11 protein-coding genes are annotated in these 14,186 nt (G+C 56.7%); 5 read left to right on the top strand and 6 right to left on the bottom strand.

What is annotated here, in order from left to right; genetic code table 11:
* Window positions 1-257 precede the first annotated feature (257 nt).
* Together AC0QHF_RS23880 and AC0QHF_RS23875 are read right to left on the bottom strand one after the other, a co-directional pair.
* The gene (locus AC0QHF_RS23880) at window positions 258-1,436 is read right to left on the bottom strand and encodes an extracellular solute-binding protein (RefSeq protein ID WP_324706764.1); all 1,179 of its coding nucleotides are present in this window, start codon (window positions 1,434-1,436) and stop codon (window positions 258-260) included.
* Window positions 1,433-1,972 carry a phycobiliprotein lyase gene (locus tag AC0QHF_RS23875; protein WP_324706763.1) on the bottom strand — a complete coding sequence of 180 codons (540 nt, stop codon included), beginning with the start codon at window positions 1,970-1,972 and terminating at the stop codon, window positions 1,433-1,435. Before AC0QHF_RS23875 ends, AC0QHF_RS23880 begins: the two co-directional genes overlap by 4 nt.
* A gap of 566 nt (window positions 1,973-2,538) precedes the next feature.
* Between AC0QHF_RS23875 and AC0QHF_RS23870 the strand changes: the two genes are divergently transcribed.
* Window positions 2,539-2,769 carry a hypothetical protein gene (locus AC0QHF_RS23870; RefSeq protein ID WP_324706762.1) on the top strand — a complete coding sequence of 77 codons (231 nt, stop codon included), beginning with the start codon at window positions 2,539-2,541 and terminating at the stop codon, window positions 2,767-2,769.
* 140 nt (window positions 2,770-2,909) lie between these two features.
* Complete coding sequence (locus AC0QHF_RS23865) at window positions 2,910-3,341, top strand: hypothetical protein (RefSeq protein WP_324706761.1); 432 nt, start codon at window positions 2,910-2,912, stop codon at window positions 3,339-3,341.
* On the opposite strand, the gene cobT is transcribed toward AC0QHF_RS23865, so the two are convergent.
* From cobT to AC0QHF_RS23850, 3 genes are all read right to left on the bottom strand, one after another.
* Complete coding sequence (cobT, locus tag AC0QHF_RS23860) at window positions 3,315-4,451, bottom strand: nicotinate mononucleotide-dependent phosphoribosyltransferase CobT (RefSeq protein WP_324706760.1); 1,137 nt, start codon at window positions 4,449-4,451, stop codon at window positions 3,315-3,317. The two genes, AC0QHF_RS23865 and cobT, sit on opposite strands and share 27 nt — an antisense overlap.
* On the bottom strand, window positions 4,448-5,128 hold the full coding sequence (locus AC0QHF_RS23855; protein ID WP_324706759.1) for a DUF2232 domain-containing protein: 681 nt from the start codon (window positions 5,126-5,128) through the stop codon (window positions 4,448-4,450). The genes cobT and AC0QHF_RS23855 overlap by 4 nt, the downstream gene beginning before the upstream one ends.
* Window positions 5,129-5,196: 68 nt before the next feature.
* A complete protein-coding gene (locus AC0QHF_RS23850) occupies window positions 5,197-5,904 on the bottom strand; it encodes a Crp/Fnr family transcriptional regulator (RefSeq protein WP_324706758.1) in 708 nt (235 codons plus the stop codon).
* A gap of 665 nt (window positions 5,905-6,569) precedes the next feature.
* Here AC0QHF_RS23850 and AC0QHF_RS23845 point away from each other — a divergent pair.
* Together AC0QHF_RS23845 and AC0QHF_RS23840 are read left to right on the top strand one after the other, a co-directional pair.
* Window positions 6,570-9,086, top strand: coding sequence for a hypothetical protein (locus tag AC0QHF_RS23845; protein ID WP_324706757.1), 2,517 nt, complete (start codon window positions 6,570-6,572; stop codon window positions 9,084-9,086).
* 53 nt (window positions 9,087-9,139) lie between these two features.
* A complete protein-coding gene (locus AC0QHF_RS23840; RefSeq protein WP_324706756.1) occupies window positions 9,140-10,807 on the top strand; it encodes a hypothetical protein in 1,668 nt (555 codons plus the stop codon).
* A 50-nt stretch (window positions 10,808-10,857) separates the two neighbouring features.
* Here AC0QHF_RS23840 and AC0QHF_RS23835 read toward each other — a convergent pair whose 3' ends face one another.
* Window positions 10,858-12,330, bottom strand: a complete 1,473-nt coding sequence (locus tag AC0QHF_RS23835; protein WP_324706755.1) for a hypothetical protein — start codon at window positions 12,328-12,330, stop codon at window positions 10,858-10,860.
* 274 nt (window positions 12,331-12,604) lie between these two features.
* Between AC0QHF_RS23835 and AC0QHF_RS23830 the strand changes: the two genes are divergently transcribed.
* On the top strand, window positions 12,605-14,074 hold the full coding sequence (locus tag AC0QHF_RS23830) for a phytoene desaturase (protein ID WP_324706754.1): 1,470 nt from the start codon (window positions 12,605-12,607) through the stop codon (window positions 14,072-14,074).
* Window positions 14,075-14,186: the final 112 nt, after the last annotated feature.

Below are 14,186 nucleotides of genomic sequence, written 5' to 3'. Positions count from 1 at the left end.
AAACCCTGATGTCGAGGGAATTTCCCCTCCCTACACCCTACACCCTACACCCTACACCCCCTCTAGCAGCGCTATAAATCACTGTGGAGGCAGGCCTCTGTGCCTGCCTTTCCTCTTAAATATTAGGACTGTGGGGGCAAGGCTCTGTGCCTGCCTTTCCTGTTAAATATTAGGACTGTGGAGGCAGGCTTCTGTGTCTGCCTTTCCTATTAAATATTCGGGTTGAACGACAACGTAAAACTCTTAATTATCAATTATTAATTGTTAATTATTAATTCTTGACGGATCTCGCGCCACAAGTCGCGGTACTGTTTCAGAGTCGATTCCGGCAGAGGGAGCAGAAATTCGCTGCGTTCCAAAATCTCGGCATCGGGGAGCAGTTGGGGATTGTCCCGCAAATCCGGCGGCAAATCCGCCCGGTTCGCACCCCAGACGATGGGAGAGGTGGCCCCGGTGAGCAGGGACATCTGGGCGGCGATGTTGGGTTGCCAGCAGAAATCGATCCACTCTCGGGCCAAGTTGTCGTCTGCGGCGGGGGCGGCTTTCGGCTTCACCCACAGATCGGTCCAGAGGGCGGTTCCAGACCGGGGGATGGCGATTCCCAGGTCGTGTTGCCGCTGGACCGCGGCGGAAATGTCGGTGGACCAGCCCAGGGCCAGCCAGGTGTCGCCTAAAATTAACGGTTTGAGATAGTTGTCGGAGTCGTAGAGGCGGACGTTTTGCTGGAGTGCGAGCAATTCTTCTTTCAAATTGGGGACGGTATCGAGATCTGCGGTATTGTAGGAGTACCCCAATTTTTTCAGCGTCAGGCCGATGACTTCCCGGGGTTGGTTTAGCAGGGAGATGCGATCGCGCAATTCTTCCCGCCACAGGTCGCCCCAGTCCGTCGGAGTCCACCCCAATTCCTCGAAGCGATCGCGGCGGTAGGCGATGGCGGTGGTGCCCGAGCGGTAGGGTGCGGCCCAAATCTGGCCGTCGTCACCCGCGACCAATTCTCCCTGACGGTTTCGCCTCACCAAATTTTGCCACCTTTGGGGGAGTTGCGGCCACTGCTGCAACTCCTCCGGATTCAGGGGTCGGAGCCAGTCCTGTTGGATGGCCCGGGTCAGCCAAAAATCGCCGATCATGACCAGATCGGCGGAACCGGTGGCGGTCTGCCGCCGGGGGATCAAATTCAGGGGAAACCGGCCCGGCTCGTCGGGGCCGGAGGAATTTTCGTCGCCCCGCAGTTGCTCGTAGAGGGCATTCAGACTGGCTTTGGGGACGAAACGGGGGGCCGATCGGCCTTCGAGTTGCCGGCGGAATCGATTCACCATTTGAATGGGGACGGTATCTTTGAGCAATTCGATCTCGAAGGCGGGGGTGGCAGAGCACCCCGACACCGCCGCTTCGAGTGCCAACAGACTGGTCCCCAACAAAAAAGATCGTCGCTTCACGAAATGCGTTTTTCCAAGTATTGTCCGATCATGATCTGCTCCCGGGCCCGGGAGATAATGGTCTGGCGAGTCCGGTATTTGTCGCCGATCTGCTTGATCTCTTCTTCAAATACAGACCCATTGTACTCGGTTCGCAGACACAATGTGTTGGGGTCGGGCATATGGTAGGCTGCCGTGATGGGTTTGGGGGTGGCGAACCCGCGATCGCGATATAAAATGTTCCCCAAGACACCGAAGCAGGTGGAACCCTTCGACTGCTCCCGTCCCGAGAGGCGATCGCTGCTTTCCCAGGTGACGTGGGAGCCGCACTCCCAGGCCATTTCGTCCGCCAATCCGTGGGCGCGGGCCAGCCGGATCAGTTCTTCGCTTCCGGGTTCGAGAAACCGGACGGTGATGTAGCTGACGATTTCTTGGGTGGAGCCTTCCGGGAGGGTGTAGTAGCGCCGTTCCGACCGCCAGTCACCGCAGGACCGTCGAAAATAGGTGGCGATCGCAGACGCCACGTCGATCTGATTCTGCCTTCTCGGTAATGTCATTTAGGATGTCCTCGTCAAAATAATCGGTGTCAATCCTGTGTCAAGCGCCCGGTCGTTGTTTCGTTACATTTCTTAATATAACCACAAATACCCGCATCCCGCAATCTATCCGACGGGCGAATTTTTCGCCGTCCGGACGATGCGATCGCCCCCGAACGGAACCGGGGAAGTCACTCAAACAGTTTGGAAAACTCTAATCACCCCACCGGGTAAATACAGTTACCCCTGTTACAAATCCGCCTCCGATCGATGGCAATTGATCACATTCTCTCTCATCGAGCGATCGCGCCCCGAATCGAAACACCCCCACTTTCGAGAGATGGCGGGGGGCGTTTCATCCGGTTAACTGATCGAAACAAGTTTCGCCGGGGTGACGATGTAAACATTTGTCAACTCTTTTCAGATTAGCCGGCTTCAATTCGGTCGAAAACTCTTCTCAATTGTTTCCGAACGGGTCCCCCCAAATCGAGCCGATGTTGGGAACAGAAGATCGGGGGATAGGCGGGCGATCGCCCGTCAATTTGTCGCCCCCCGAAGGGGAGGTCGCGGCCCCGAAATCGGGTTGAATGTGGGCGAAATCGGGGGCTTTTGCGGCCGACAATTTCGATGTGTCCGCGATCGCGATCGCCCCGCAGTCCGATGAGTGGAGCGGCTCAGAATCGGCGCGAGAAAATCCCCGCAAACCGGGCGGGGCGGTCGGTGGGGCGCGATCGCCGGAAATGTCGTCCTCTGGGGGAGCGGATATGCGATCGGTCCTCCGGCGGCGAGTATCGGGTCCAAAAACGTCCGGAGTATAACCAAAATATATGAATGTCCGATGTTCGATTAGAACAGCGGGTTCAAAGGTTAAATAATTGAGAAGTAATTCCGGATTCACTCCGATCCCGTTTTAGAATCAAAACCGAGATACCCGTTCATCGTATGAAGAGGAATATTTATGGATGTGCTGACTCAACAAGTCATCGCCTTAACTCATAAAGTAGATGCCCTCTATGAGATCGTCATGCAACTGAGTGAAAAGAGTGGCGGGCATGACGAGCAGATGTCGCTCCCTTCGCTCTCCCTCGCGGTCGAAACGCCCGAGCCGACTTCGGTGGCGGAGGAAACCGTTGGAGAGACATCTGAAGACGGCACTAGATTGACCGCATCTCCCCCGCCGGCTCAGTGGAGGGTGGAACGTCGTCGGGCGGAACACAAGGACGTTCTGATCGACGACTGTTACACCGACAGCACCAACGTCGTCCACCGGGAAGAACCCACCCTGACGGCCGACGTGCAGATCCAACGGCTGACGGCCCAGTTGACCGCCGCCTACAATCGCATCGCCGCCCTCGAAGAACAGTTACTCTCCAAGCGGACCCGCATCTGAGTCGGGCCGGCACCGGCCCAGACGGCCGGCCAAACCTTCGATCTCCCCGAGGAGTCGGGCCGAGTCCCAGCCGGCGAAGAGGTGGGAGGCGATCGCACATCCGCCGGCCCCCACCCCCTCTTTTACATATCCCCGCTCGTAGGCCCGGAGTTGGGGATATCGGGAACGGGCAAAACTGAGTTGGGTCGCCAGCAGGGGAACCGGACCGGCCGCCCGGGCCAGTCCCGGGGTGTCCCCCGTCGGGTCTTCCGCCACCCAGCGGGTGGTGCCGACCGCCACCCGGTCGGGAGTCCAGGGCAAATTTTCGCCCTCGGCGATCGCCCGGGTGAGGGCGTAGACCGCCAACATCTGGGTGCCCCCCGCCAGCAGCACCCCGGCCCTCCTGACGGCCGCGATCGTCAGGCCCGCGACGGCGATCTGCATGGGGTCGCCGACGGCGGCGACGAGTCGAAACGGGTCGGCCGCGCCGGGGTTCAAATCAGCGGCCCGCAGTCCCGCCTCCGCGATCGCCAATTTTTGACCGTGATTGCAGCGGGGGTGGCTACTATTAACTTTTCCCGCCGCCGGAATTCCCAACCCCACCAGCACCGCCAGAGCCGTGGTCGTCCCACCGACGACGCATTCTCCGATCGCGACATAACTGTTTTGAGCCATCTTTCCGAGGCGATCGCCCCAGGCCAACCCCGCCTCAAATAACGCCCGGACGACCGCCAAATCCAACGCCGCCCCCGAACTGACGCACCGGGCCGGAACCCCCCCCAGATGGATGCTCGGCACGGAGGGAACCACGGGAACCCCGGCATCGAACAGATACAAAGGAATCTCCAAGGTTTCGATGACGGCCCGAGAAATCAACACCGGAGATGCCCCCGCCACCAGCGGCGGCAGGGGATATTTGGGATGGGGGTTCGGGCCGTCGTGGAGGAATTCGGCGTCGGCCAGATAAGTCCGGCGGCGGTCGTCCGGCGTCGCCCCCGCCCCCGAGATCCCCGGCAGCAACCCCGTCTCGGTGAATCCCAAAACGCAGGCGAATAGAGGCTTGCAGCCCCGATACCGCTCCGACCACCTTTCCCCCCGGGGAAGTTCCGTGTAAACCCGAATTGCCGTCATTCGTCGTAGTCGAGTAAGATTTGCACCCAGCGGGGGGGGCGGGGGATGGGGGATTTGAGGCGATCGAGCATCAGCAGGGCCACCAGGTGCACCACGAAGAGATAGACGATGCTGTTGGCAAACACCATCAACACGGCGACGAGTTGGACGAAAAGCAGACTCGGGGGGGCCAGCAACCCCAACTTGATGAAGATCCACTCGGCCAGTTCCGCGATTTGCGTGGTGGCGTAGACCCACAGATCCCGGCCGAGGAGGATGGAGAGCAGCCAGTAGCGAAAAAAGAAGCCGATCGCGCCGATTAAAGCCCCGATGGCCACCGAAATCGGCCAGCGGGCGCCGCGCTTCCACAACCCGCCCAACACCACCCCCATCCAGGCGTAGGGAATTAAAAACAGAACGCTGCGCGTCGGTCCCATCAACACCGTCAGCAGCAACCCGGAGGTGAGGGCGCCCATATTGGCGGCTCGACGGTTCCAGCGCAGGTAGAGTAACGCGATGGGGAGGGGGAAAAACACCCGCAACAGCGGACCGAGGGGAAAGTAGTAGTTGACGAACCAAATCAGACTGGCGGCGCTGGCGAGAAACGCCGTTTCCACCATCATCAGCGGGGATGTCGAAGGGAGAGAATCGGGGGATTTGGGGGGGGAGTCGGCGTTGGTCTTGGGAAAATCGCTCATGCGGCCGGGAATTGAAAGGGGCAAGAGTGGGAGAGGGGAAATCGGGCGATCGCACCCAGGCCCACCCGTCAGACCAACATCCGCTCCAGGGCGTGGACGTCGGGGATGCTCAGGGTTTCGCGATCGCGCTTGATTAACCCTTTCTTCTCCAGTTTACTCAGAACCCGAGTGACCGTTTCCCGAGCCAGTCCGCTGAGACTGCTGAGTTCCCGGTGGGGCAGGTTGGGAATTTGCGTCCCCGTGTCGGTGGTTTTTCCCTGTCCCTCGGCCAAAAATAACAGGATGTCCGCCACCCGGGAGGCGCTGTCGGACTCCCGCAACCGCAACCGCCGGTTCACCTGGCGCAGGCGCCGGCCCATCAACTGGGCGAGGCGGATGCCACCCAGGGGTTCGGTGTTGATCAGTTCCACGAAATCCTGGGCGGGCATATTGCCGATGGTCGTCGGGGCGAGGGTGATCACGTCCGTGGAACGGGGCACCTCGTCGAGGGCCGCCATTTCGCCGAACAGTTCGCCCTTGCCCAAAATGTTGAGGGTGACTTCCTTGCCGTCGAGGTTGTAGGTGCGAATTTTCACCCAGCCATCCAAAATAAAATACACGGAGCTGCCCCAATCATTCTCCAACAGAATCACCTGATTGGCCGGATGGCTGCGACCCACCACATGAGCTGTCGCTTTTTCGGCCACCTCGTCGGGCAGACCCAGAAAAAACGGAGTCGAGAGAATCATGCGGGTGATATCTGATTGTGACTCGCGGGAGAAGTACCGATCTTCCATTGGGCTATCATGTTTGAAATTCGTTGAAGCTGTGGTCGGGCGGGGAGGAAATTGATGAACCGATCCAATTCACTTCACCGCAGCCCGCCACGGCGCCAACCCTAGTCCAACAATACCACTATTGTTGGGTTTCGCTACCGTTGACCAGAATACCCGGACCGGGCGAACACCCGATCGCGGGTGGAACGTTTCGGAATCGAACCGGCGGGAATCGTCCGGCCTTCGGGCCGCGGTCTGGATGGGTTCGGTCTTGATGGCGATCGCGCTCCCATCCCGGTCGGGTGCGGACTGGATGTGAGGTGGGCAACTCTTATTTTAAAGGAATTGTGAAGCAAAACGATGGCATGGGCTTACAATTCACCCGATCGCCACCATCGCTCCGTAAGGGGAAACCGAGGGGTCCAGAGTACCCGGGGACAATTCCTTGAGTTGGGTCCGATCCCTAACCTATGATGGAAGAGAACATAGGAGTTGGTTTCTACGTCGGGAAGATTTTTGAAGGATTGGAGCGCGAGCATCAGGCTTCGCAACAGGTTCACCCGGGCCGTCCGCTGATTTTTCCAGGGCAATCCGGACAGGAGAAGGGATTCGGACTCTGGATTCGGAAATTGAACTAGACCACGGCTCATTCCGATTCAAACGCTAGTAAAAATGAGGTTCCTGCCTTGACTTCTCATCAGGATCAAATTCAGGCTCTAATTGCTGAAATTGACGAAGTGCTCAGTCAACCCAGCCCGAGACTCCCCTGGGTGGCCTTCGGCGAAACGGTTACCCGGGCGCGACAGGTTTTAGAGCGAGTTCGCAACTACCTCGTATCCCTACAGCGGGAGATGGGCGACTCCCCGCGATCGCTCCTTCCCCGGGTCTCCCCCGGCGACCTCTCGTCGGCCGCGCCGTCCCCACAGCAGGAGATTTGGCAGGCGCTCCGAGAAGAAATGGGCTACCTGCGATCGCAACTGACGGGACTCCTCCAAAATGAAGTGGAAGAATTGCGACAGGAACGGCAACGCCTCGTCCAAGATATCCGCACCTTGGAAAGTCGCCGCCAAGAACATCTCACCCCCATCGACGGGGAAACCGACCGCCAACAACTGATCGCCCAATTCCTGCAAGAACTGATGAACCGCCTCCAGGACAGCCTCACCCAGCGGGTGGCGGAGACGCTCTCCCAACTCGAAGAACGGGTGATCGAGGCGGTGCTGACGGCGGAAACCGTCGATACGCCGACGCGAGGAGACCTGGAACGCTACGACCGCCACACTTCCCCGCTCTCGGAAACGGAAAATTTTGGGGATGAGTCGGAAACGTCCAAACTCTTGCCCCGGCTGACTCCGGCCGGGCGACTTGAACAAATGCGGATGTTGCAGGCTCAGTCTGATCACCTGTTGATGACCTTGGATTCGAGTTTGAGCGTCATTTTTGAGGCCCTGCAAAGTAATTTGCAAACCTATCATGAATCCCTATCCCAAAATCTCGAAAAAATGCACGGTCTGGGCAAACAGGGGGAGGTGATTTTTTCGGCTTGGATTAATCACCTGACTCAGCAGTTGAGCCAAGCCACGACGACTCAATGGCAATCCTCATTGCAACTGACGGATGAGGAACCGATGCCCCCCTCGCCCCAAAAATCTGACGCCATTGCGGACAAGCCGGTGGCGACCCCCCCGGCGGAATCTGCCCGCCGGCCGGAGGCGAAGCGGGAGGATGTCTCCGTTCCGGAAGGGATTCCCCAGGAATTTCCCGACGGGGAAGAAGGGGAAGATATCGAGAGTTTATTTCCCTTCGCCGGTGTCGAACTTCCCCTTCCGAAAAAAGTCTCTAAGACTGAATCTAAAGCGGAAAAAGAACCCGATTCAATTCGTCTAGATATGGAAGATTTAGACGTAGATGAATTCGACAGTTTTGCGACAGAAACGGAGGCGAAAATCGACGAGGAAGAAAGCTGGGATTTAGACGAAAACTTGCCGGAAGAAGAAATCGAAGCCGGGGATCATATCGGCGATTCTGAAGCAGATGCGATCGCCTGGGATGCCGAGGATTTGTTCCCCGAGGAAGAAGGGGAAGAAGGGGACGACATCACCGCTGAAGCCGCCGTGGAAGTTAACGGAGAATCGGCAGAAGAAGAGGAAGCAGATGCGATCGCCTGGGATGCCGAGGATTTGTTCCCCGAAGAAGAAGGGGAAGAAGGGGACGACATCACCGCTGAAGCCGCCGTGGAAGTTAACGGAGAATTGGCAGAAGAAGAGGAAGCAGATGCGATCGCCTGGAATGCCGAGGACTTATTTCCGGACTCCTCCGAAACCGATTCCGAAAGCGAGGATTCGGAAATAGAAGACGATGAGGAAAGACTCGATACCCAAGACTTATTCGAGGAGACGGAAGAAGAAGCGATCGCGATCGGGCAACTGGACGATCTGACAGAAAGTTTAAACGGAAGTCAGCCCGAGAAATTCGACGAATCCTCGAGGCAACAAGGAGCCGATGCCGAACTGCTGTTAGAAAATGAAGATTTAGCGATGAATCAGCCCAATTCAACCGAAAATCTACCCCGTCAAGCCTCCCCCGCGTCTCAACCCGCCGACTTCCAGGATGAAACTACCCTCGAAGACTTCGGCAATATTTTTGATTCGCTGGAATTGGATGAAGAACCCCTGGAAAATTTCGTTCACGCTTCCCCCGACGAAAACTTGCTGCCGTCCGCATCCGAAGAAGATGACGATCAAATCGACTCGCAACTTCTGATCGACAAACAAACCCTGCAACATCTGGAAGCAGAATTAGCCAGCTTGGAACAGCCGTTTTCAGAGGATGAGGAATTGGAGATTTCGGACAGTTCCGACGAATTGATCTTACCCCAAAATGAGACGGCAGAAGAAACCATCACATTTGACAACCTGTTTGGCGAATTGGAATCCGATCGCCAATCCGGCGATCGCCCGCAATCTCCGGAGTCCGAATCGGCCGACGACCCATTTTCGGGATGGGGCGATTCCGATGTCACCCTCGACGATTTGCTCGACAGTTTCGACGCATCCGAAACCCCTTCCCAACCGCAGAAAGCGGACAAAGACGAAAGGTCTGCCGGCGACGATGGCGGCGGAGATTTCCTCAGCTTGGAGGCCCTATATCAAGAAATGAGTCAAGCGAAACCCATGAATAATTCGGGGAAAAAAACATCCTAGACGGCTGAGATAAAATCCCCAAATTCCCAATTCTGAGGAGGGTAGAAAATTTGATGTCAAAAGAGCCGAAATCCGTCCCATCCGAACAGCCGACCGCCGGGAAAAACTCACCCCCGACGCCGAAAGATTTGTACTCGCGACGGTGGTATCTCGGCCTGGATGTCGGTTCGACGGGACTGGCCGCATCTCTGCTGCTTCCCGCCACTCAGAAAGTCTATCCCATTTATTGGGTGTCCGAAGGCGAGGAAAATCGCCGATTTCGCCTCCCGGGCCGGGTAAACTGGCATCCGAAGGGAACCGATGAGGCGGTGGTTTTGGACCGATTCAAACCGCATCTTTGCCGAACCATCCCCCACCATTTCGGAGCCTCCGAAACGCCCTATCCCCTCCTGCAAATCGACCCGAATCACACCCTATTTTTGGGCGAATTTCGGCGGGCTTTACAGTTGTTAATTTCGACCCTAAATCCCCATGTCGGGGCAGTCGAATTGTCTCCGGAGTCGGGGGAAAAGCTGAGTCTGCCCCGCCCCCACACCTGCGGCGCGATCGGATTGGAACCGGACGCCTTCAAAAACGCCCTCGATCGCCTCGCCGGTGTCATCGTGGGGGGCCCCGCCAACGCCTCCCACGCCTACCGTTTCAACGTCCGGGAAGCCATTCTGGAGACGGGTTTGGTGGACAATCCCGGCCAAATCTTGACGGTGGAAGATGCGATCGCGACTTTGCTGACCCCATCGGACGAACCGCCCCCGGAGGGACTGACTCTGATGATCAATTCGGGGGCAAAAACCACGGAATTGATGCTGGTCGATTTTGCGGAAAATATCGCGATCGGGGAAAGTATCGCCTACGGCGGAGATGACCTGAATTGGGATATCATTTATCAACTGATCCCCCAAGATTTGCTCGCCGGAGACAATCCCAATTTTCAATCACCCCTGTTCAATCTGATTGAAAATAATAAAAACATTTTACAGCAGGGAAAAAATCTAACTCTCCCCCTCAAAGGAACCGAAATAAAATTGACTCAAGCGGATTTCAACCGCCGGGTGCTGCAACCCTTCATCCAAACCTTAAACCGGGAACTCAACCAATTGATGAGTCGGGTGGGAACCTCCCCTGTAGCAGTCAAACGGGCGATTTGTTGGGGGGGAAACGGCTCTTGGCCGGCCTTCACCCAGTGGTTACGACAAAAGCTCCCCAGTGCCGCCGTCATGCAAACTCCGAACCCCGGCGAGTCCGTGGCGTCGGGATTGGCTAGAGTGAAATTATATCCCCAATTCTTCGATTTTGCCCGCCAACAATACGGGGATTATTTCCTACTCGGAGAACTGCTAAAGGTGTTCGGAGATGTACCCCTATCGGCGAAAGTGGTGATGAATCGTCTGGAGGAACGGGGGGTTAATACTCGCGCCTGCGAAGCCCAAATTTTGGCAATCCTCGACGGCCAACTCCCCGCCGGATTCGTCCCCTCCGAGTCCGATTGGGCGCTATTCGCACCGGAATCGCGATCGCACCCCGACATTGAAATGATCAGTCAGGGGGCGCTTTTTTACAAGGACGTGGACGGCAGTTATTTTATTAACCTAGAACGATCCGAGCGATCGCGCCAATACTTGCATCAACTCTCCCAAGGACACCGCCAGAGCTTGGACGAACCGTTGGCGATCGGAGAGTTTGATGGGGGAGTCGGGAGTCGGGAGTCGGGAGTCGGGAAATAAATTAACAATCAATAATTATTAATTGTTAATTATCAATTATCAATTATCAATTATTTCCTCCGGGGCCAGGGAATGGAGGGATTGGCGGCTAATTTTTGAGCCACCGCCTGGGCGCCGTAGCGGTTCAGGTGGCTGGGATCGACGAAGTAATTATATTGGGTTAACGCCTGTTCCGATAAGTCGATAAATAGGAAACCGAACTGTTGGGAGAGGTATCTCATGCGATCGCGGAATTGGCGTTCGGCGGACCAGCGCACCGAGTCGAGATAGTCGTCGGTGAGGGGGAGGTTGACGAACACCAGAGGGATGTTGCGGGCGGAGGTGAAGGCCACCACCGAATCGAAGGCCCGGGCCTGGACGCCCTGCAAGTTGAAGGCCCGATAGTCGCCGTCATACTGGCCGGGGACGTAGGGGCGGCGTTGATAGTAAGTGTAGGGGTTGTAGCGATCGCTCCGGGGCAAAAAGCCGTTGGCGTCGATCGCATTTAGGGAGGCCAAACGGGCGGCGATCGGCTGTTGTTCGGGACGGTAGATCAGATCTTGGAAATTCCCGGACGGGGCAACATTGTTTGCGGGTTGCAAAGCCATTTCCTCCTCCGTGTGCATGAACTTCCACTTCGAGCCCGTCGCGTCGCAGGGTTGGGGGAGTTCGTAGCAGGTGGTTGGGTTGACTTCATTTTGGGCCAGTTGGGGGCGGACGCCGGAGGCCAACCGCCGATGTCCGGCGGAGTCGAGAATGGCGGCGAAGGTGCGATCAAAGCGTCCGCTGTTGAAGGCCCGCACCCCGTCGGCCCAGACAATCATCCGGGGGAGGCGATCGGGGGGCAACACCAGTTTGAGCAAATAATCGACAACCTGGGCGGTGGCGCCGTTGATGCCGAAGTTGAAAATTTTCAGGTTCCCGTATCCCTTGGCGGCGAGGGACCGCTGCATTTGGTTGGGATCGACCCCCTGGAGGGCGCGGGAACTGCCCACGATCAATACATCGGGGGTGCCAACGGTGTTCAAATAGGACAGATAAAGTTGCAGTTGGCTATCGAAGGGTTCGCTCTCGAAGCTGGGAAATCCGGCGGCGGAGCTGGTTTTGGTGGCCTGTTGCTGGGAATAGGTCAAGTTTCTCATGTATTCGACCACCTTTTTCTCCGCGAAGGCCCGTTTCGGACTCTGGGGGGGGACGGCCTGCATCCACGCCACCGCCTGCACCCACTGGCGGGCTACCTCGTCCCAATCTTCCTTGGTGCGGGCGGTCTGGGCTAAACTGGAGGCTTTCAGGGCAAAGCGAACGGATTCGTCGAAGGGGTTGGCTTCGGTGCAGGTGTTGGATTTGGAGAGGATCTGACCCGACGAGCGCGCCACCGCACCCTCGCGAACCCACTCCCCCCGGGACACCGGGGCCGCGATCGCCGCATTGGAGGGGCGGGTAGCGGTATCCGACGGCCCGGACTGGGAACATCCGGCCAGGAGGGCGATCGGCAATATCGCCAAAATTGTGGCTGGCAACGGGAGACGATAAAATCTGCTCATTGATGCTCTGGCAATAGCGCTGGGAAATTTGGGGACAAGTCAGTGTTTTATTATAGTCCTGGGAAGCCGGAAAGTGTGCGACAGCATCACTCCGTATCCCCCGCCCGAATCACTCCTTAAATCGGCGGGACTCGGGGAGGGGAAAGGGCGATCGCTCCCCCCGGATTGGCGGACCGTCACCGTTGGGCGATCGGTATGGGGTGGCGATCGAATCCGTTTCAATTTCCGCCGTTTCAGGATAGCATCAATTTATCAATTTTGATTCACTCCAGTCATGAAAATTATCATCATCGGCGGCGGACTCGGGGGGCTGGCGACGGCGATCCGGTTGCGGGCGATCGGGCACCAAGTCACCCTTCTCGAAAAACGCGACAAACCCGGAGGCCGCGCCTACGTTTATCAACAGGATGGATTCACCTTCGACGGCGGTCCGACAATTATCACCTCCCCCTGGTTGATTCACGACCTCTTTAAACTGTGCGGCAAAAATTCGGAAGACTATCTCAAATTGGTCAAACTCGACCCCTTTTATCGGGTGCGATTCCCCGATGGTTCCGTCTTTGAATATAACGATAATCCCGAACAGATTATCCGCCAAATCGAACAATTCAACCCCGCCGATGTGGCCGGATACCAAAAATTCTGCCAAGCCGCCGACTCGGTATTTGAAAAGGGACTGCCCTTGATGACCACACCCTTTCTGAAATTCACCGATATGCTGAAAGTCGCCCCGGATATGGTGCAACTACAATCCTATCGCTCGGTGGCGGGATTTGTCAACCAATATATCCGGGATGAACGACTGCGACAGGTGTTCAGTTTTCACCCGTTACTCATCGGCGGAAATCCGTTCCAAAGTACCTCAATTTACGCCATGATTCACAAACTCGAACAGGCGTTCGGCATCTGGTTCGCGATGGGGGGAACCGGGGCGTTGGTGGGGGCGCTGGCGCGGCTGTTTAAAGAGAGTGGCGGAGAGTTATTGTTCAATTCAGAAGTCGATGAAATTGTCATCGATGAGAAGACACAACGGGCGACAGGTGTAATTCTGAAAAATCGAGAAACCCTGGAAGCGGATGCGGTGGTGAGTAACGGGGATGTCTCGTTTACTTACTTGCATTTAATCCCGCAACGGTTTAGGAGAAAATACGGCGATCGCAAAATTAAATCCCTGCGCCATTCCATTTCCCTGTTCGTGGTTTACTTCGGCACCAACAGGCGCTATGACAATATGGCGCACCACGAAATCATCATGGGTCCCCGCTATCGAGAACTGATGGACGACTTATTTAAACGCAAACATTTAGCGGACGATTTTTCCCTGTACTTGCACCGTCCCACGGCTACCGATCCGTCCCTGGCACCCTCGGGGTGCGACTGTTGGTATGTGTTATCTCCCGTCCCCAATTTGGCGGGAAATACGGACTGGAAAACGGCGGCGAAACCGTACCGCGATCGCATCATCCAGTTTTTAGAAAAAAATTATCTTCCCGACTTATCCAAACATATCGTCACCGAACATTACATCGATCCCCCGCACTTCCGCGACACCCTCAACAGCCATTTGGGAAGCGCATTTTCCATCGAACCGACGCTGATGCAGTCCGCCTGGTTCCGCCCCCACAACGTCAGCGAAGATATCCCGAACCTGTATTTTGTCGGTGCGGGGACCCATCCCGGCGCCGGGATTCCGGGGGTGATGAGTTCGGCAAAAATCGTGGCGGATTTAATTGGAAAAGCCTGATTTTCCCATCGGTAGAGGCAAGGCTCTGTGCTTGGCCATCAACAAATTATCAACAAGCCATTTCCCATCAGTGGAGGCAAGGCTCTGTGCTTGCCCATCAACAAATTATCAA

Source organism: Lyngbya sp. CCY1209 (genome assembly GCF_055795065.1).
This window is presented reverse-complemented; position numbering and strand designations above follow the sequence as displayed.